Below are 18676 nucleotides of genomic sequence, written 5' to 3' on the forward strand. Positions count from 1 at the left end.
TCGTCAGGCGAAACGATCATTCGCGCAATAAATTTGACTGAAAGAAGTAACGCCGATGGCCGAACGGCGGGTCGACGTCAGATGTCGAGCGGGTCGACTTCGAGACTCCAGCGCAGCACGCCTTTGAGGTTTCGCAACAACGGCTGCCAGGCACGCAGCGTCGCCTGCAACGCCCCGCGTGATGCGCTTTCGATCAGTAACTGCGCGCGATGCACGTGCATCACCTTGACGATGGTGAGCGGCACGGCGTCGTAAGCCGTGACGCGTTCGGCGGCCGCTATACCGGTCAGCTCGGCGGCGGCTTGCTGGAGGAAGGCGAGCGCAGCTTCGAGCGTGCGGCCCTCGGCGCGGAGCAAGGCCTGGTAGACGAACGGCGGCAAGTGCGCATCGCGTCGCTCAGCCAAGGTGGAGTTGGCGAAACCGACGTAGTCGTGGCGCCCTAGCGCGTGATACAGCGCGTGACGCGGATAGCGCGTCTGGACCAGCACTTCACCGGGCAAACCGGCGCGGCCAGCGCGGCCGCTCACCTGCATCAGCTGCGCGAAAAGACGTTCGCTCGCGCGAAAGTCGTGTGAAAACAGCGCCGTGTCGGCATTCAGCACGCCGACCAGCGAAACGCGCTGGAAGTCGTGACCTTTCGCGATCATCTGCGTGCCGACGAGGATGTCCACCTCCCCGGCGTGCACGTCGGAGAAAAGCGCCTGAGCGCTGCCCTTGCGACGCGTGCTGTCGGCGTCGATCCGCAGCACGCGGGCGCCGGGCACCGCGCTCGCCAGCGTTTCTTCGACGCGTTGCGTGCCGCGCCCCATCGGTTCGATATCGACGTTGCCGCACTCGGGGCACGAACGCGGGATGCGCGCTTCCCAGCCGCAGTGGTGGCAGCGCAGCGCGCGTTCGGGCTTGTGGAGCACCACGTATGCCGTGCAGCGCGGGCAACCGGCAACCCAACCGCAGGCGTCGCAGGCGAGCTGCGGGGCGTAGCCCCGTCGATTCAGGAACACGAGACTCTGCTCACCTCGCTCGAGGCGCGCTTTCAGGGCGGCGATCAGCGGCCCGGATAAACCCTCCACGGATGCCCGGCCGCGCCGGCGCTCTTCTTCCAGATCGATCAACCGGACGGTGGGCAGCACGGCGTCGGCGACCGCGCGACGCGACAAGGTCAGGCGCTTGTATCGTCCCTGATCGGCCTGCCACCAGCTTTCCAGCGACGGCGTCGCCGAGCCGAGCACGACTGGAAGATCGAGTTGCTTGGCGCGATAAATCGCCAGATCGCGGGCCGAATAGCGCAAGCCTTCCTGCTGCTTGTAAGCCGGATCGTGCTCCTCATCGACGACGATGACCGCCAGCTTGGGCAGCGACGCGAGCACCGCCAACCGGGTGCCTAGCACGATGCGAGCGCGGCCGGTGTGCGCGGCGAACCAGTTGCGAGCGCGCTCGCCTTCGGCAAGGCCGCTATGCAGGGTGACGATCGATGTGCCTTCCAGCGCGGCGAAGCGCGCGCGGAAAGCCGCCTCGAACTGCGGCGTCAGGTTGATTTCGGGGACGAGGACGAGCGCTTGCGCGTCAGGCTTCGCGGCAAGAATCTCCGCGAGCGCTCGCAGATAAACCTCGGTTTTGCCGCTGCCTGTCACGCCGTGCAGCAGGAAGGGCGCGAAGCCGTCCGCATCGCGGATCGCTTCGACTGCCGTGGCCTGTTCGTCGGTGAGCGTGGGCAGTCTGGGCGCGGATGCGTCCGCCGACGCAGGCGCGGCGAGCGCCGCCGCGGCTTCGATGAGATCCAGTTCCACCCAGCCTTCGGCACGCCACGCGTCCAGCGTGGCGATCGCCTTGGGATGAAGCGCGCGGGCGTCGGCGGCCAGCAGGAATTCAGTCTCGGCCAACCCTTGCGCCAGTTTGCGCAAAGCGCTCGCGCGGCTGGGCAACGCGTCGGGCAACGCCGAGCGACCCGCTTCGGTCAAGCTGTAGCGTTCTTCCGGCGCGAACAGGCGCGACCAGCGCGACGCGTCGCGCAACGCCTGGGGCAACGCGGGCAACGCCACTTCACCGAGACCGCGTTGATAGTAGTCGGCCGCAAAAGCCGTGAGCGCAAGCCACTCCGCCGACAATGGCGGACACGCCGTGCAAACGCCGCTTACTGATCGCAGGCGCTCAGCGGGGACGTCACTGTGAGCGGTCACTTCGCAGACGAGGCCCACCACATGCCGCTTGCCGAACGGTACGCTGACCATCGTGCCCGGCGTGGCGAGTTCTGGCGTGTCGCACCGATAGTCGAACAAAGTCGGCAGCGGATGATCCAGCGCGACGCGGACGAACGCTTGACTCACGCGGCGGCGGGATTGTGGCGCACTGCTGCGGCACGGTGCCGCGCCGCTTGGCACGTCGAGCCGACGCCGACGCACTCGAAGTTAAAGTAAAACTTCAATTTCGGCGCTAAGTTTTGGATTCCGCTGAACAATTGCAATCGGTTTGCTTGCCTGTGGATAACTTTGTTGAGAACTTCGCGCCGATGGGCCGGGAGCCGCGCCCCAGCGGCCTTCTGTGGGATTCCGCACATTCTGCTCTGGACCCTTGAAACCCTTGCCAGACAAGGCTTAGATCAAATGCGCCGGTAATGTGCAAGGGTTTGGGTACGACGAAAACTTCTACCGCGTCGCAGCGTGATGAATGTGCATAAGTCAAGTCTTGACAACTGCAAGACCGCCATCTGACGGCCTGCTGACTGCAAATTTTCCCTTAGGCCGAGAGCCCACTTCGCTGCGTTGCAGCAAAAGTGGTAACGATTACGGCCTCATGCCGGTGCACGCGAGCCGCTCCGAATCGCCCGGCTGTGACGATGCACTTCGTCGACGAGTTCAGCGACGTGTTCCGGCGGCGTGAATTGCGAAATGCCGTGGCCAAGATTGAACACATGGCCCGGATGATTGCCGAAACTGTCGAGCACCGCGCGCGCTTCCATGCGAATCGCGGCCGGCGGCGCGAACAAGACCGACGGGTCGATATTGCCTTGCAGCGCGACTTTGCTACCCACGCGCCCGCGCGCCTGGCTCAGGTTCACGGTCCAGTCGAGGCCGACTGCATCCACGCCGATTTCGGCAATCTCGTCGAGCCACAGGCCGCCGCCTTTAGTGAAAGTGATCACCGGTACTTTCTCACCGTCGTGCTCACGCTTCAGCTGACTGACCACCTGCTGGATGTAATGCAGCGAAAACCGTTGGTAGATGCCATCTGCCAGCGCCCCGCCCCACGTGTCGAAGATCATCACGGCTTGTGCGCCGGCTTCGATCTGCGCGTTCAGGTAAGCCGCGACCGAGCGCGCGTTGATCTCGAGAATGCGGTGCATCAGATCGGGACGCGCGTACAGCATGGACTTGACGGTACGGAAATCCGCCGAGCCGCTGCCTTCGACCATGTAACAGGCCAACGTCCACGGACTGCCCGAAAAGCCGATCAGCGGCACGCGCTGACGGCCCTGCGCGTCGGTCAGCGCGGTGCGAATTTCACGCACGGCGTCGGTCACATAGCGCAGCGTGGCGTCGATGTCCGGCACCGCGAGGCGCGCCACGTCGTCTTCCGTGCGCACCGGACGGGCGAATTTTGGGCCCTCGCCCTGCACGAATTCCAGGCCGAGACCCATGGCGTCGGGCACGGTGAGAATGTCGGAGAACAGGATTGCGGCGTCGAGCGGATAACGCTCGAGCGGCTGCAGCGTGACCTCGGTGGCGAACGCGGGGTTCTTGGCGAGGCCGAGAAAACTGCCCGCACGCGCGCGCGTGGCATTGTATTCCGGCAGGTAGCGGCCAGCTTGCCGCATCAGCCAGATCGGCGTGTAGTCGGTAGGCTGGCGCAGCAGCGCGCGCAGGAATGTGTCGTTCAGGAGTTTATGGGCCACGTTGCGTACGACTGAGGGCAAAGGGGCATTTTACCGGAGCCGGCTCACCCCATCGCGCTTGATGCAGGCAATAACTGTCGCGAGCCTGCTGGGCGCGCGGTTCGCAGGCGACGTCGCGCCGCCCCGCTGCGACGCGAGGACTAGGCCGAACAGCCGATGTTCAAGGGCGAATTACCTGGATATGATCGGTTGGCCTTACCAAACAATTACACGCACCGAAGGAGACTCGATGAATAAAGCAGCACTCGCACTGCTCGGCACCCTGGCTGGCGTTTTCATGCACGTCGGCGTGGCTTGCGCGCAAACCAGCGCCACCGCCGCGACGCCGTCCCGGCTCGACGAAATTATGGCCCGCGGCACGCTGCGCGCCTGCACCACGGGCGACTACAAACCCTACTCGTTCTACAAGGCCGACGGTCAGTTCGAAGGTATCGACATCGACATGACGGAGTCGCTAGCCAAGTCGCTCGGCGTTAAGGCGGAGTACATCAAGACGTCGTGGTCGAACCTCATGAACGACTTCGTGGCGAAATGCGATATCGGCGTCGGCGGCGTTTCGCCTACGCTCGAGCGGCAAAAGCGCGCGTTCTTCACGCAGGCCTACATGGTCGACGGTAAAACACCCATCGTTCGCTGCGACGACGTGAACAAATACCAAACGGTCGCGCAGATCGATCAGCCGTCCACGCGCGTGATCGTCAATCCGGGCGGCACGAACGAGCGTTTTGCGAAGCAGTATTTCCCGCACGCGAACCTGACGGTGTATCCCGACAACGTGACGGTCTTCAAGCAGATCCTTGCCGGCAAAGCGGACGTGATGGTGACCGACGCCTCTGAAACCTTGCTTCAGCAGAAGCTGAATCCAGGGCTATGTTCAGTGCATCCAGACAAGCCGTTCCAATATGGCGAAAAGGCCTGGTTGCTGCCGCGCGGCGACGTGACGTTCCAGCAATACGTCGATCAATGGCTGCACCTTGCGCGCGCAACTGGCGAATATCAGGCAATTTCGGATAAGTGGCTGAAGTAGCGTCGCATGCGTTTGAGGCGGCCGGCATTTGCTCAGGCGAGCTAGATTTCGGCCACCGCAGTGCGACCACGGCAAGGCGATCTGGCGGCGATCATGTAACCGCGGCGGTAGTTCTTAAGCAAAAACCGAACAACAGGACCGCTGCGGCGAGAAACGAACTGGCCCCCATGAAAAGGTGGATGCTTCGCAGATGTGTTACGACGCGAAACTTGAATCCCTCGCGCGACGAATTTTTTAAGGTCGGAAAGCACGCCCAATTCATGGGCAGTCCGTGGAGAAAAAGATGAACGTGCAACCATTTCATGCGGAATCGACTGAACAAATTGCCGCGCAATATGCTTCTCGAATAGCATCAATCATGCGTATGAAATTGCGGGCAAGTCATCGGTAAAAATTACGTTTAAAACGTTCCGGTTTGGCAATAAGTCCCGTGGCGCCTTATCTGGCGGGCGTTACAACCTGAAACACTTTGTTACCGCGCTCGTAGATTAATTCGCCCACAATGCCCTCAACGGTTTCAACACGGATGTGGCTGGGTGCGTAGTGTGAGCGGATACGATGCACTTGCCGGTCGGCCTATGCCGAAGCCCTGTGAAGGGGCATCCCTGCTGGGGCCGTAGTCGGCGCAGGGTCGCCGTCTCAGTCGGTTCCTACTTTGGTCTCCTCGCGCTAACCCCGTAGCGTGTGGTTTTTAGCGGGCTCCAGGCCCGCTTTTTTTTCGTCTGGCCAAACGTTTGCGCAGTGCGGCATCGCGCTATTGGCGGCTCATGCGTCCGGCAGTTTTCAACGCTGTGCGGCAAACGATTTGCGCTTTCATCTTCATCGGCCGCGCCGGGTGCTCATTCCCGGCGCGGACTCGTCAATCGCAGCTACGCTGTATCAAGCCGTCCTGTCCTGGCGCAGGCTCAGTTCATTGATCATCCGTTCGCGCATGATGAATTTCTGCACTTTGCCGGTCACGGTCATAGGCAATTCGTCGACAAACCGAATGTACTTCGGCACCTTATAGTGCGCGATCTGGCCTTGACAAAACTGCTGGATTTCTTCGGCCGACGCCTGCTCGCCGGAGCGCAACACCACCCACGCACACACTTCCTCGCCATACTTCGTGTCGGGTACACCGAACACTTGCACGCTCTGAATCTTCGGATGGCGGAACAGGAACTCCTCGATCTCGCGCGGATAGATATTTTCGCCCCCGCGAATCAGCATGTCCTTCAGTCGGCCGACGATGTTGCAATAACCTTCGGCGTCGAGCGTCGCCAGGTCGCCGGTATGCATCCAGCCGTCGACAATACTTTCGCGCGTCTTCGCCTCGTCACCCCAATAGCCCTGCATCACTGAGTAGCCGCGGGTGCAGAGTTCGCCCGTCTCACCTACCGGCACGATGTCGCCGAGCGGATCGACAACCTTCACCTCGAGATGCGGCTGGATTCGGCCCACCGTCGTCGTGCGCTTATCGAGCGGGTCGGCGGTCGAACTCTGAAACGACACCGGGCTGGTTTCTGTCATGCCGTAGGCAATGGTGATTTCGCCTAGATGCATCCGGGAGACGACCCTCTTCATCGTTTCGATCGGGCACGGTGAGCCGGCCATGATGCCGGTGCGCAAGCGCGAAAGATCGAAGCTGGCGAAGTCTGGGTGGTCGAGTTCGGCAATGAACATGGTCGGCACGCCGTGGAGCGCGCTGCACTTTTCTTCGGCGACGGCCGCGAGCGCCGCGGCCGGGTCGAATGCTTCGCCCGGAAAGACCATATTGGCGCCGACCGACACGCAGGCCAGCACCGCCAGCACCATGCCGAAACAGTGATACAGCGGGACGGGAATGCACAGGCCGTCCTGTTCGCTCAGCCGCATCGCCATCGCAATGTAGCGCGCGTTGTTGACCACGTTGCTGTGCGTCAGCGTGGCGCCCTTTGGATTGCCCGTCGTGCCGCTGGTGAACTGGATGTTGATCGGCTCGTGGCAAGACAGCGTCGCGCCGATGTCGTCGAGTCGCGCGACGTCGAGCGTGGCTCGCCCCTGCTCGATCACGTCGGAGAAGCTCAACATGCCGGGCGTTTCCGTGTCGCACATGCGGATCACGTAGCGCAACTCGGGAAGCCTCGCGACGTGCAACTGTCCTGGCGACTGCGTGGCCAGTTCGGGCGCGAGTTCCTGAAGCATTTCCAGGTACATCGACGACTTGAAGCGCTCGGCGGCAATGATCGCCTTACAGCCCACCTTGTTCAGCGCGTATTCCAGTTCCGCGAGCCGGTAGGCCGGATTGATATTGACGAGCACGGCGCCGATGCGCGCGGTCGCGAACTGCGTGAGCAACCATTCCACCCGGTTCGGCGACCAGATGCCGACGCGGTCACCCTTCTCGATTCCGAGCGCCAGCAAACCGGCCGCCAGCAAGTCCACTTCCTGCGCAAACTCGCGCCACGTCCAGCGAATGCCCTGCTCTCGAAACACCACGGCGGGACGATCCGCAAAGCGTTCGGCCGTATCGCGCAGGAATTGGCTCACGGTCGCTTCGCTCAACGGGATATCGGTCGAGCCGCGGACGTACGACAGGCCGTCGCGAGGTTCGATGATCGCGTCATCGCGTGACGGATGCGTTGTCATGGTGGTGTCTCCTGAAAATCGGTTTTGATTTCGATCTGCTGACAATTGTGCCATGCACCACCGGCCGAACGGCATCGAGTGATACCCGCTAAGCCTACGTCCGAGATCTGAAAATACCTGGGTAACACCGGCGGCCAGACGTCGAAAGGATGATTCGATATCCCCAGTCGAATCATCGGGGACTGAGTGGCGCAAACCACGGCGTCAGGCAATGAAAACGGAGTCCGACATGAAAGTGAATACGAACTTATCCGATATGGCTGGGACGATGGGCCTGACGGCCACGAAACTTGCATCCTGCCGGCCATTGCCGGTGCTGGCCGGCAAAAGTCCGGCGATTAGTGCGAATAGTCCCATGCCAATCGGCTCCGACGAACTCGCGCAACTCGATTCGCTCTACGTGAGTGACTACCATGTCCGCGCCGGATCGCTGGCGACGGCAAACAGGCAGAAAATCGAGCGCAACGTCGCTCAGTCTCTGACCGGTTATCCGCAGCACGTCGTGGCACGCGAAGAGCGTCTGGCGGCCATGGCTGCAAACCTGCAGAACTCGCCCCCCTCGGTCCGCGAGTATTTCGCGGGCGCCGGCGCGACCTTGCGCGCGGTCGGACGCGAAACGACCGATCCGAAGGTACTCGACGCACTGTCTGTCCAGATGGACAAACTCGAGCGCGCCGCACTGGACGAACGCAACCGCGTGCTCACCGATCCAACCGACGAAGTTCTCGGCGTATTCAACGCACCGGCCGGCACAGTCGCGCAGGGTGAGCGCGATGCAACGAACGGTGCTGCGCTTAATGCGTTAAGGCAAAGCTTTCTTGCGCCGGGCAAAACCCCGGCGCAACGCGAGCAGTTGTTCAGGCAAGCCGCGACACTCAAGGCGAATCTGCAGGAGAAGCTGGGCAATTCGCTCGATACGCGGTATCGGCGCGAGGCAGTCAAATGGAACGAGGCCAATGCGCGGGTCGATGGGATCCTCGGTGCCGCGGGATCGCAGACGGACCCCGGATTACGTTACGAGACGATCGGCCGCCAATTGTTCACGAACACGCCCGGCGAGGATAGCGATCGGGCAGTTCTGGCGTTCACGGATCGCTTGCGCAACGATCCGGGGCTTCACGACAAGCTGGCTCAATGGTATGGCGCGGCGGCGGGCAAGCTCAACCAGGCAGGCGTCGCCGGCGGCAAACGCTACGAGAGCATCGTTCAGAATCCGCCGGCGGCCGGGCCGGATTATGTACGCGATCTGTCGGACCGGTTCAACACCGTTCTGCAGGACAACACCTCGAAAGACATCTCCGTCTCGCCAAAGGCCAAGGCCGAGCGGCTTGCCGGTCAAATTGTCGAGGGCGTCGCCCGCTTCATGCTGGACATGTTTCCGCTCACAGCGCCGTTCGTCGACGAGCTGATGCCGCGAAGCGTGCTGCCAGAAAATGCACGCCTCGGAATCGATGTCGGAACGGCACTGCTGAGCGCCGCGCTTCCCGGCGGCGAAATGGGCGCCGTGGCAAAAGAGGTCCCTCAGGCACTTAGGCAAATCGGCGCGCTGGCGAGCGACGTCGCCAAAACCACCGAACTCACTCGCGGCGAAACTGCTGCGGCCGCTGCTGTGAAAGTGGCCGGCTTCGAGGTCGATCGTGCGAGCGAACTCCTGCATGAACAGGCCGGTACACCGTTGCCCATTCCGTCGTCCTATGCGGTACAGCGGCCCGAAGGATTGTCGCAGGTGCCTGGACAGCGCGACCTTTATCACGATGCGAGCGGCAGCCGGTACATTCACGATGATGCCCACTGGTACCCCGTCCGCTACGACGCCGACAACGGTACGCTGCGCGTCTGGCAGTCGGACAACGCATATAAGCCGCAATATCCCGTTCGGCCCGCTGCGGACGGCGGCTTTGAAGTTCACAACAACGTGGGACTCAAAGGCGGGATGATGTCGGATCCCGACGCGGCAAGCTCGTCGGCCGGTCCGTGGTGGACGTGGACGCTGGCGGAATCCAAGGAGCATCAGCCGTTGCCTCGGCTGGCGGAAGGATTCACCGTTGCGTCGTCGTCCGGCGCGCCGGTGTCACCTGAACTGACCCAGGCGATGGACGTGCTGGGCTGGAAGTCGCAGGCTAACGGCGCCATCGACGACCCGGCGTTCAAGCGAGACTACCGGGCCGCGTTCGACGCCATGCCGGCAAAAAACCGAGGCGCTTTGCGCTCGTGGACCGCAGTGGGCGACTCGGACTCCAGTTCGTCGGCAAGCAGCCACGAGGCTATCAACTACAGGTTGAACAGCAGCCTCTATAACCGCGAACCTCAGTCCTTCACTGCGAGCCTGAGGGACAACCTGGCTGCCGCGCTCGACGAACTGCCGGCGCCCGGAGACGGTCCCCAAAAATTGTTGCGGACAGCGCAAGTGCCCGCCGACTACGCAACCCGTTTCAAGGTCGGCGACCTGGTGACGAATTCGCCGGCGTTCATGTCCGCGTCGAGTTCGAATACGTTCGCGGATCAGGCGATCGAGTCGGTCGGCGGCGTGTTCATAAGACAATCACCGGCCATTGCCATCTACGACATCGAGGGACTAACGGCGAAACCCACGATCGAGGGCGTATCCACCAATCTTGGCGAGGAGCGTGAATGGATCTTCAGGCCGAATACGGTGTTCCGCGTCGCGGAGATCGCCAGTGCTGCGCCCAACGAGGCCGGTGCGGCCGCGCGCCTTGCGCCGCGCGTCGGGGTACGTCTGGTCGAGGAGCCGTTCAACGGTGAAGAGTCGCTGTTCGCAAAAAACATCTACTCGGGGGACGAGGAACTCGTCTACGCGCCGAATGTAAAACCTAGCTATACGCCCTTGCAGCCTAAACCCGGCGCGTCGTCCGCCAACGTCTGAAGTCGGGTGAACGCGACGCTCGTGAGATAGACAACCCGCAACGGAAAACGATGCCTTGCCATCGGCAGACGAAAAAAAACGGGCTCCTGCACAGGAGCCCGTTTCTCATCCTTCGTTGCAGCAAGTCGGGCAGCCTGAGCCGCAACGACTTGCGAACGCCGATGGTTTTTAGTTCTGACCGCGCAGCTTGCGCAGACGCTGAATCGCAGCGAGCTGAGCCGTCGCGTACGCCAGTTCCGCTTGCGCGGTGGCGTATTCGAGGTTCGAACCCGTGTTCTGCAGCGCTTCTTCCGCGCGCTTGCGTGCTTCTTCAGCCTTCGCTTCGTCGAGATCCTTGCCGCGGATCGCGGTGTCGGCGAGAACCGTCACAGCGCCCGGCTGGATTTCGAGGATGCCGCCGGCGACGAACACAAACTCTTCTTCGCCGTTTTCAGCTTCGATACGCACTGCACCCGGACGAATCCGCGTGATGAGCGGCGTGTGGCCCGGCAGAATGCCGAGTTCACCTGCTTCGCCCGGCAGTGCAACGAACTTCGCCTGGCCCGAGAAGATCTGCTCTTCCGCGCTGACGACGTCTACTTTAATGGTTGCCATATGTGTCGACTCCTGTCGACGAGAGTGGGCGCTTTAGCGTTCACTCTCGTCCCATGCAAGGCTGGGGTGAGCGTAGTAAGAGGCGCCGGCTTTCTGAACGGATATCACGATGCTATCGGTTCTGGACGGGCCGGCGCCCGCTTCGTTACACCCGACCTTTACTGGATCTTCTTGGCCTTTTCGAAGGCTTCGTCGATCGTGCCGACCATGTAGAACGCTTGCTCCGGCAGATGGTCGCATTCGCCTTCAACGATCATCTTGAAGCCACGGATCGTTTCCTTCAGCGGCACGTACTTGCCCGGCGAGCCCGTGAACACTTCGGCGACGTGGAACGGCTGCGACAGGAAACGCTGGATCTTACGAGCGCGCGCTACGGCGAGCTTGTCTTCCGGCGCCAATTCGTCCATGCCCAGAATCGCGATAATGTCGCGCAATTCCTTGTAGCGCTGCAGCGTTTGCTGCACGCCGCGCGTGATCTTGTAGTGCTCTTCGCCGATCACGTTCGGGTCGATCTGACGCGAGGTCGAATCGAGCGGATCGACCGCCGGGTAGATACCCAGCGAAGCGATGTCACGCGACAACACGACGGTTGCGTCAAGGTGGCCGAAAGTCGTAGCCGGCGACGGGTCGGTCAAGTCATCCGCAGGGACGTACACGGCCTGAACCGACGTGATCGAGCCGGTCTTGGTCGACGTGATACGTTCTTGCAACTTGCCCATTTCTTCAGCCAACGTCGGCTGATAGCCCACTGCCGACGGCATACGGCCGAGCAGTGCCGACACTTCCGTGCCTGCCAGCGTGAAACGGTAGATGTTGTCGACGAAGAACAGCACGTCGAGGCCTTCGTCACGGAAGTGCTCAGCCATCGTCAGACCGGTCAGCGCGACACGCAGACGGTTGCCCGGCGGCTCGTTCATCTGGCCGTACACCAGCGCGACCTTGTCGAGAACGTTCGAGTCCTTCATTTCGTGATAGAAGTCGTTCCCTTCGCGGGTACGCTCGCCAACACCGGCGAACACGGAGTAACCACCGTGTTCCTTGGCGATGTTGTTGATCAGTTCCATCATGTTCACGGTCTTGCCCACACCGGCGCCACCGAACAGACCCACCTTGCCGCCCTTCGCGAACGGGCAGATCAGGTCGATCACCTTGATGCCGGTTTCGAGCAGTTCGGTCGACGGCGACAGTTCGTCGAACGCCGGAGCCTTCTGGTGAATACCGCGAACCACGTCCGAGTTGATCGGGCCGGCTTCGTCGATCGGGCGACCCAGCACGTCCATGATCCGGCCGAGGGTCGGCTTGCCGACCGGCACGCTGATCGGCTTACCCGTGTTCTTCACGACGGTGCCGCGACGCAGGCCGTCCGATGCACCCAGACAGATGGTACGGACAACGCCGTCGCCCAGTTGTTGCTGGACTTCGAGGGTCAATTCCGAACCGTCGAGAATCAGCGCGTCGTAAATCTTCGGCATGGATTCACGCGGAAATTCCACGTCGATCACCGCGCCGATGCACTGTACGATCTTGCCTTCTACCAAAGCAGTAGTACTCATCGCTTTTCCTTTAGATACTCAATTCTTCACTCGCGCAAAGGCGCAGTTTCGGTGGGGTCGCCTGGACGGGTGCGCCACATGGGCGCACACGAAGCGGCTGGCTTGACCGTGACGGTCAGACTGCCGCCGCGCCACCGACGATTTCCGACAGTTCTTTCGTGATCGCGGCCTGACGGCTCTTGTTGTACACGAGCTGCAGTTCGTTGATGACCGTCTTCGCGTTATCCGAAGCGGCCTTCATCGCGACCATTCGTGCCGACTGTTCCGATGCCATGTTTTCCGCGACGGCCTGATAGACCAGCGCCTCGACATAACGCACCAGCAGTTCGTCCACCACTGCCTGCGCGTCCGGCTCGTAGATGTAGTCCCACTGCGTGCTCGGCGTCGTGCCGTCTTCTTCCTTGCGCTCGAACTGTTCTGCCGACAGCGGCAACAGTTGCTCGATCACCGGCTCCTGCTTCATCGTATTGACGAAGCGCGTGTACGCGAGGTACACCGCCGAAACCTTGCCTTCCGAGTACAGGTCGAGCTGCACCTTCACCGCGCCGATCAGCTTTTCCAGATGCGGCGTATCGCCCAGATGCACGACGTTCGACACCACCTTGGCGCGCAGACGATTCAGGAAACCCAGACCCTTGGTGCCGATCGCCGTTGCTTCGATCGTCTTGCCCTGGCCTTCCAGTTCCTTGAACTTCTGCAGCGACGCACGCATCACGTTGGTGTTCATGCCACCGCACAGACCTTTATCGGTCGTGACGAGGATGATGCCCGCCGCCTTCGCGCCTTCGTTCGACACCATAAACGGGTGGCGATACTCCGGGTTGGCACGGCTCATGTGTGCAGCGATATCGCGGACCTTGTCGGCATACGGGCGAGCAGCGCGCATGCGCTCCTGAGCGCGGCGCATCTTCGATGCGGCCACCATCTCCATCGCTTTCGTGATCTTGCGCGTGTTTTGCACGCTCTTGATCTTGCCGCGAATTTCCTTCATTCCAGCCATTGCTTGCTCCTTGTCGGCCCGAGTTAGCGCTTCAGCGCTGACTCGGGTCCCATGAAACAGCGCGGGTTCAGTTGCCTGCGGCCCGCGCCGCTTCAAGGTCCGTTTATGCCTTGCGGATCACTCGCGGATCAATAAGCGCCGGACTTCTTGAAGTCTTTGGCAGCCGTGTGCAGCAGGCCTTCATCGTCCTTCGAGAGTTCCTTGGTATCTTCGATGCGCTTGACCAGGTCAGCGTGGCTCGCCTTCAGGTGTTCGCGCAAGCCCTTTTCAAACGGCAGGACTTGCGAGACTTCCAGATCGTCGAGGTAACCGTTGTTCGCAGCGAAAAGCGCGACCGCCAGTTCCCATACTTGCAGCGGCTGATACTGCGGCTGCTTCAGCAGTTCCGTCACACGGCGGCCGCGCTCCAGTTGCTTGCGGGTCGCTTCGTCGAGGTCCGAGGCGAACTGCGAGAACGCAGCCAGTTCACGGTACTGCGCCAAGTCGGTACGGATACCGCCCGACAGCTTCTTCACGACCTTCGTCTGAGCCGCACCACCCACGCGAGACACCGACACGCCGGCGTTAATTGCCGGGCGGATACCTGCGTTGAAAAGGTCGGTTTCCAGGAAGATCTGGCCGTCGGTAATCGAGATCACGTTCGTCGGAACGAATGCGGTCACGTCACCTGCTTGCGTTTCAATGACCGGCAGTGCCGTCAGCGAACCGCTCTTGCCCTTGACTTCGCCGTTCGTGAACTTCTCGACGTACTCTTCCGAAACGCGAGCCGCACGTTCCAGCAAACGCGAGTGCAGATAGAACACGTCGCCCGGGTAAGCTTCGCGGCCCGGCGGGCGGCGCAGCAGCAGCGAGATCTGACGGTATGCCCAAGCTTGCTTGGTCAAATCGTCATAAACGATCAGCGCGTCTTGACCGCGGTCGCGGAAGTACTCGCCCATCGAGCAGCCGGCGTACGGTGCGAGGTACTGCATCGCAGCCGATTCCGACGCCGAAGCCGCGACGACGATCGTGTATTCCAGCGCGCCGGTTTCTTCCAGCTTGCGGACCACGTTCATGATCGACGAAGCCTTCTGGCCGATTGCGACGTAGATACAGAAGAGGTTCTTGCCCTTCTGGTTGATGATCGCGTCGACTGCGACTGCAGTCTTGCCGCACTGACGGTCGCCGATGATCAGCTCACGCTGGCCACGGCCAACCGGCACCATCGCGTCGATCGACTTCAGACCGGTTTGGACCGGCTCCGAAACCGACTTACGCCAGATCACGCCCGGAGCAATCTTTTCGATTGCATCGGTCTTCTTCGCGTTGATCGGGCCTTTGCCGTCGATCGGGTTGCCGAGTGCATCGACCACGCGGCCGAGCAGTTCCGGACCCACCGGCACTTCCAGAATGCGGCCCGTCGTTTTGACGATGTCGCCTTCCGAAATGTGTTCGTACTCACCCAGAATCACGGCGCCGACCGAGTCGCGCTCGAGGTTCAGTGCGAGACCGAAGGTGTTGCCCGGAAATTCGAGCATTTCGCCCTGCATCACTTCCGACAGGCCGTGAATACGCACGATACCGTCGGTCACGGAGATCACGGTGCCCTGGTTGCGAACGTCTGCGTTCGCTTCAAGGCCCTGGATCCGGCTCTTGATCAGCTCGCTGATCTCAGAGGGATTGAGTTGCATTATTCGCTCCTGATAGTCAATTCTGTTGCGTGCCAGCCGCTTCAGCGCCTTAGGCGCTTCAGGCCGTCAGAGCCGTCTGCATGCTGGCAAGCCGCGCGCGGACCGAGGTATCGAGCACTTCATCGCCGACCGTCACGCGTACGCCGCCGATCAGCGACGAGTCGACTTCGACCGTCGGCTTAAGCTTGCGTTGGAACTTGCGTTCGAGACTCGCGACGAGTTCGTTCAACTGCGCGCCTTCGAGCGGGAATGCGCTGACGATCAGCACATCGGCCGCCCCTTCACGGGCGTTCTTCAACTCTTCGAACTGCGTAGCGATTTCCGGCAGCAACTGCAGGCGATGGTTATCGACCAGCATTTGCACCAGATTCTTCGCTTGCGCGTTGTCCTTGAGCGGCGACTTGACCGCGGCCAGCAGCAATTCGCTGACTTGGGCGCGGCTCACTTTCGGGCTCGTGGCGATCGACAGCACTTCGGGCAGACGCGCAACCTGTGCCAGCTCCTGCACGAGATCGGACCAGGCGGCGATGTCACCAGCTTCGGCCACGCCAAACAGCGCTTCTGCGTACGGACGGGCGATGGTTGCAAGTTCGGCCATGATCAGAGCTCGGCTTTCAGTTGATTCAGCAGGTCAGCGTGAGCTGCCTGGTCGACTTCGCGCTTCAGGATCTGTTCAGCGCCCTTCACAGCGAGTGCAGCGACTTCGCCGCGCAGCGTTTCGCGCGCCTTGACGACTTGCTGGTCCGCGTCCGCCTTCGCTTGCGCGATGATGCGAGCAGCTTCAGCGTGTGCTTGCGCCTTGATTTCGTCAGCGACTGTTACGGCGCGCTTTTCCGCGTCGGCAATGCGTTGCTGACCGTCGTTGCGAGCCTGAGCGAGTTCCTGGTCGACGCGCTTGTGAGCGGCTTCGAGTTCTGCCTTGCCCTTTTCAGCGGCCGACAAACCGTCAGCAATCTTCTTCGAGCGCTCGTCGAGGGCGTTGATCAACGGCGGCCACACGAACTTCATCGTGAACCACGCGAGGATCAGGAACACGACCATTTGCGCAAACAGGGTTGCGTTGAGATTCACGGTGTTTCCTTAAACGTTGCTAGTTCGGAAAGTGAAACGGCAAGGCGCTCATCGATCTGTATTCGATCAGCGCCCGAGTGCCCGTTCCGCCCTGCGCCTTCACCAGTTATAGCTCAGGCGCAAACTTCCGAGGAACCTCAGCCTGCCAGCTTCGACAGCAGCGGGTTCGCGAACGCAAACAGCATTGCCACACCAACGCCAATCAGGAAAGCCGCATCGATCAGACCAGCCAGCAGGAACATCTTGGTTTGCAGCGGGTTCATCAATTCAGGCTGACGTGCACATGCTTCGATGTACTTGCCGCCCATCAGGCCGATACCGATACAGGCGCCGATTGCACCCAGGCCGATGATGATGCCGATACCGATGGCGGTCAGACCCTGGATGTTGGCGATGAAAGCTTGCATGATCACTCCTTTGTGAAAAGTCTTTTAGAACTGGTTGGAACTGGGATTTAAAAACTAAAGCTAAAACCAAAAACTATTCGCGACGCGCAGCCGCTACTAGTGGGTATCGTGAGCCTGGCCGATGTACACCAGCGTCAGCATCATGAAAATGAACGCCTGCAGCAGAACGATCAAAATGTGGAAGATCGCCCAAACCGTGCCTGCGATCACATGGCCGATAAAGCCAAGCACCGACACGTCCGCGCCGAAACCCCACATGCTGCCGAGCAGGGCAATCAGCAGGAACAACAGTTCGCCCGCATACATGTTGCCGAACAGCCGCATGCCGAGCGAGACCGTCTTGGCGACGAACTCGATGATGTTCAGTGCAAGGTTCGGGATCCACAGCAGCGGATGCGCGCCGAACGGAGCGGACAGCAGTTCATGCACGAAGCCGCCAGCGCCCTTGATCTTGAAGTTGTAGTAAATCATCAGCACGAACACACCGAGGGCGATGCCGAGCGTGCCGTTCAGGTCGGCGGTCGGCACGATGCGGTGGTGCGGGATGACTTCGGACAGACCCAGCAGGCCAATCACTTTGCCCGGCAGGTCGACAGGAATAAAGTCGAGCGAGTTCATCAGCGCGACCCAGACGAACACGGTCAGGGCCAGCGGTGCGATGAAAGTACGCGAGCCGTGGATCATCGACTTGGATTGATCCTCGACCATTTCGACCAGCATTTCGATCGCGCACTGGAAACGGCCCGGCACGCCCGACGTTGCCTTGCGGGCAGCGAGATGCAGAATGAAGATGGTGGCCAGACCGCAAACGATCGACCAGAAGAGGGTGTCCAGATTCCACACGTGAATGTCGAAAATCGACGTCTGATGCCCGGTGGAAAAGTTCTGCAAGTGGTGCGCGATGTACTCGGACGGATCCATTGCGCGCGTGCCTTCGCTAGCTGCCATATCGTTAAAGCCACCCAAATTGTCGAAAATCGTCTGAGGCCGCTCCCGCAGCAATTCTGTATTGCGGGAACGCGCCGGGTGCGGACCGTGTCATATCCGCACTCCTGATGCCAGCGCTGCGCGCCGGCCTGAATTTTTTTGCTACTACTTTTGTTCCTGCTACCTTAGCGCCAAGCTAAGGCGATCCAGTACGTCTTGAGCGCAATGAGGTAGGTCACGAGCAGCGGCACCCAGCGTACGTCGTGATACCAGAAGGCGATGGCTACAAACATCGCGATCGTTGTCCCCATCTTGAGCGCTTCGCCGATCATCCAGCTCATCGCTGTTTCGGCGCCGCTCAGCGTTCTAAGTCGTGCCGCGAACAACGCGCTCGGCACCCAGCAGATCGCTCCCCCCAGGAACGCGGACAGCGCAGCAGCGCCCGGCGGCTTGTAGAACAGCCACCACACCAGCGTAGCACCCAGGGACAAAACCATTTGCGCCGCCACGACCTTGAAAGGCGTGACACGCGATGGACGACTCACATTCGAACCAAAGAGCTTTTCAGCCTCGGCCCGCGTGAGCGGAACGATATTGTTATCTTGTTGCTCAACATCCCACGCTTCGTCTGAGGCGACTTGCTGACCGGTGGACGCAGCGGAAGCAGTGCGTTCAGCGGGGTGTTCGTCGTGCCCATTCTTCGGCGCTTGATTCGACGTTTTGACCGCCATCGCAGTGTTCCGAAAGTCTTGTTCCAGCCCGCCAGCTTACGCTGCGCTTACGGGGTTGCCGTGCAATTAAATCCGGGCGATTGTAAGCGATAGTTGCAGGCAATTCAAGACTTTAGGCCGTTCAATAACCACTGTGAAATGGGCCTTCACGATGCGGGAACGGCCCGCTGATGGCGTAAAAGACGTCGAATGTAAGGCTGTTGGGGGGTGGCAAAACATGCCTGTCGTACTGGCCCACGTAGGACGCGCCGACGCGCTTCAAAAACGCTTCAACGGACGTCTCGAAAATGCAACAAACGCCGAATTTTGCCCA

At 61.0% G+C, this 18676-nt stretch carries 14 protein-coding genes; 2 read left to right on the plus strand and 12 right to left on the minus strand.

Features of this window, described 5'->3' with window-relative positions:
- Positions 1–77: 77 nt before the first annotated feature.
- Positions 78–2324: a primosomal protein N' gene (locus FQ705_RS20095; protein ID WP_144143805.1), complete on the minus strand. Its 2247-nt coding sequence runs from the start codon at positions 2322–2324 to the stop codon at positions 78–80.
- A gap of 464 nt (positions 2325–2788) precedes the next feature.
- Positions 2789–3889 (minus strand): uroporphyrinogen decarboxylase, encoded by a 1101-nt coding sequence (gene hemE / locus FQ705_RS20100; RefSeq protein WP_144143806.1) that lies wholly within the window; start codon positions 3887–3889, stop codon positions 2789–2791.
- A 229-nt stretch (positions 3890–4118) separates the two neighbouring features.
- On the opposite strand from hemE, the gene FQ705_RS20105 reads away from it, so the two are divergent.
- Positions 4119–4916 carry a transporter substrate-binding domain-containing protein gene (locus FQ705_RS20105; RefSeq protein WP_144143807.1) on the plus strand — a complete coding sequence of 266 codons (798 nt, stop codon included), beginning with the start codon at positions 4119–4121 and terminating at the stop codon, positions 4914–4916.
- A gap of 879 nt (positions 4917–5795) precedes the next feature.
- On the opposite strand, the gene FQ705_RS20110 is transcribed toward FQ705_RS20105, so the two are convergent.
- Positions 5796–7526 carry an AMP-binding protein gene (locus tag FQ705_RS20110; RefSeq protein ID WP_144143808.1) on the minus strand — a complete coding sequence of 577 codons (1731 nt, stop codon included), beginning with the start codon at positions 7524–7526 and terminating at the stop codon, positions 5796–5798.
- Positions 7527–7755: 229 nt separating this feature from the next.
- Here FQ705_RS20110 and FQ705_RS20115 point away from each other — a divergent pair, with 229 nt between their 5' ends.
- Positions 7756–10410: a hypothetical protein gene (locus FQ705_RS20115; protein WP_144143809.1), complete on the plus strand. Its 2655-nt coding sequence runs from the start codon at positions 7756–7758 to the stop codon at positions 10408–10410.
- A 168-nt stretch (positions 10411–10578) separates the two neighbouring features.
- On the opposite strand, the gene FQ705_RS20120 is transcribed toward FQ705_RS20115, so the two are convergent.
- From FQ705_RS20120 to FQ705_RS20160, 9 genes are all read right to left on the minus strand, one after another.
- The gene (locus FQ705_RS20120) at positions 10579–11004 is read right to left on the minus strand and encodes a F0F1 ATP synthase subunit epsilon (protein WP_144143810.1); all 426 of its coding nucleotides are present in this window, start codon (positions 11002–11004) and stop codon (positions 10579–10581) included.
- A gap of 158 nt (positions 11005–11162) precedes the next feature.
- A complete protein-coding gene (atpD, locus tag FQ705_RS20125; RefSeq protein WP_144143811.1) occupies positions 11163–12557 on the minus strand; it encodes a F0F1 ATP synthase subunit beta in 1395 nt (464 codons plus the stop codon).
- 115 nt (positions 12558–12672) lie between these two features.
- Entirely contained in the window at positions 12673–13557 is an 885-nt protein-coding gene (gene atpG / locus FQ705_RS20130; protein WP_144143812.1) for a F0F1 ATP synthase subunit gamma, read from the minus strand.
- 128 nt (positions 13558–13685) lie between these two features.
- Positions 13686–15227 carry a F0F1 ATP synthase subunit alpha gene (gene atpA, locus FQ705_RS20135; RefSeq protein ID WP_144143813.1) on the minus strand — a complete coding sequence of 514 codons (1542 nt, stop codon included), beginning with the start codon at positions 15225–15227 and terminating at the stop codon, positions 13686–13688.
- Positions 15228–15285: 58 nt separating this feature from the next.
- A complete protein-coding gene (locus FQ705_RS20140; RefSeq protein ID WP_144143814.1) occupies positions 15286–15825 on the minus strand; it encodes a F0F1 ATP synthase subunit delta in 540 nt (179 codons plus the stop codon).
- 2 nt (positions 15826–15827) lie between these two features.
- On the minus strand, positions 15828–16298 hold the full coding sequence (locus FQ705_RS20145) for a F0F1 ATP synthase subunit B (RefSeq protein WP_105510156.1): 471 nt from the start codon (positions 16296–16298) through the stop codon (positions 15828–15830).
- A gap of 137 nt (positions 16299–16435) precedes the next feature.
- Positions 16436–16705 (minus strand): F0F1 ATP synthase subunit C, encoded by a 270-nt coding sequence (gene atpE, locus FQ705_RS20150; RefSeq protein ID WP_007180033.1) that lies wholly within the window; start codon positions 16703–16705, stop codon positions 16436–16438.
- Between the two features lie 96 nt (positions 16706–16801).
- A complete protein-coding gene (gene atpB / locus FQ705_RS20155; RefSeq protein ID WP_144143815.1) occupies positions 16802–17653 on the minus strand; it encodes a F0F1 ATP synthase subunit A in 852 nt (283 codons plus the stop codon).
- A 164-nt stretch (positions 17654–17817) separates the two neighbouring features.
- Complete coding sequence (locus FQ705_RS20160; RefSeq protein ID WP_144143816.1) at positions 17818–18363, minus strand: ATP synthase subunit I; 546 nt, start codon at positions 18361–18363, stop codon at positions 17818–17820.
- Positions 18364–18676 lie beyond the last annotated feature (313 nt).

The organism is Paraburkholderia sp. BCC1884, from assembly GCF_900996225.1.
GTDB lineage: Bacteria > Pseudomonadota > Gammaproteobacteria > Burkholderiales > Burkholderiaceae > Paraburkholderia.

Excerpts from the sequence above, each read along its gene's own strand:
- FQ705_RS20105 (WP_144143807.1), top strand. The coding sequence starts at position 4,119 with ATGAATAAAGCAGCACTCGCACTGCTCGGCACCCTGGCTGGCGTTTTC.
- FQ705_RS20110 (WP_144143808.1), bottom strand. The coding sequence starts at position 7,526 with ATGACAACGCATCCGTCACGCGATGACGCGATCATCGAACCTCGCGAC.
- FQ705_RS20115 (WP_144143809.1), top strand. The coding sequence starts at position 7,756 with ATGAAAGTGAATACGAACTTATCCGATATGGCTGGGACGATGGGCCTG.
- FQ705_RS20120 (WP_144143810.1), bottom strand. The coding sequence starts at position 11,004 with ATGGCAACCATTAAAGTAGACGTCGTCAGCGCGGAAGAGCAGATCTTC.
- atpD (WP_144143811.1), bottom strand. The coding sequence starts at position 12,557 with ATGAGTACTACTGCTTTGGTAGAAGGCAAGATCGTACAGTGCATCGGC.
- atpG (WP_144143812.1), bottom strand. The coding sequence starts at position 13,557 with ATGGCTGGAATGAAGGAAATTCGCGGCAAGATCAAGAGCGTGCAAAAC.
- atpA (WP_144143813.1), bottom strand. The coding sequence starts at position 15,227 with ATGCAACTCAATCCCTCTGAGATCAGCGAGCTGATCAAGAGCCGGATC.
- FQ705_RS20140 (WP_144143814.1), bottom strand. The coding sequence starts at position 15,825 with ATGGCCGAACTTGCAACCATCGCCCGTCCGTACGCAGAAGCGCTGTTT.
- atpE (WP_007180033.1), bottom strand. The coding sequence starts at position 16,705 with ATGCAAGCTTTCATCGCCAACATCCAGGGTCTGACCGCCATCGGTATC.
- atpB (WP_144143815.1), bottom strand. The coding sequence starts at position 17,653 with ATGGCAGCTAGCGAAGGCACGCGCGCAATGGATCCGTCCGAGTACATC.
- FQ705_RS20160 (WP_144143816.1), bottom strand. The coding sequence starts at position 18,363 with ATGGCGGTCAAAACGTCGAATCAAGCGCCGAAGAATGGGCACGACGAA.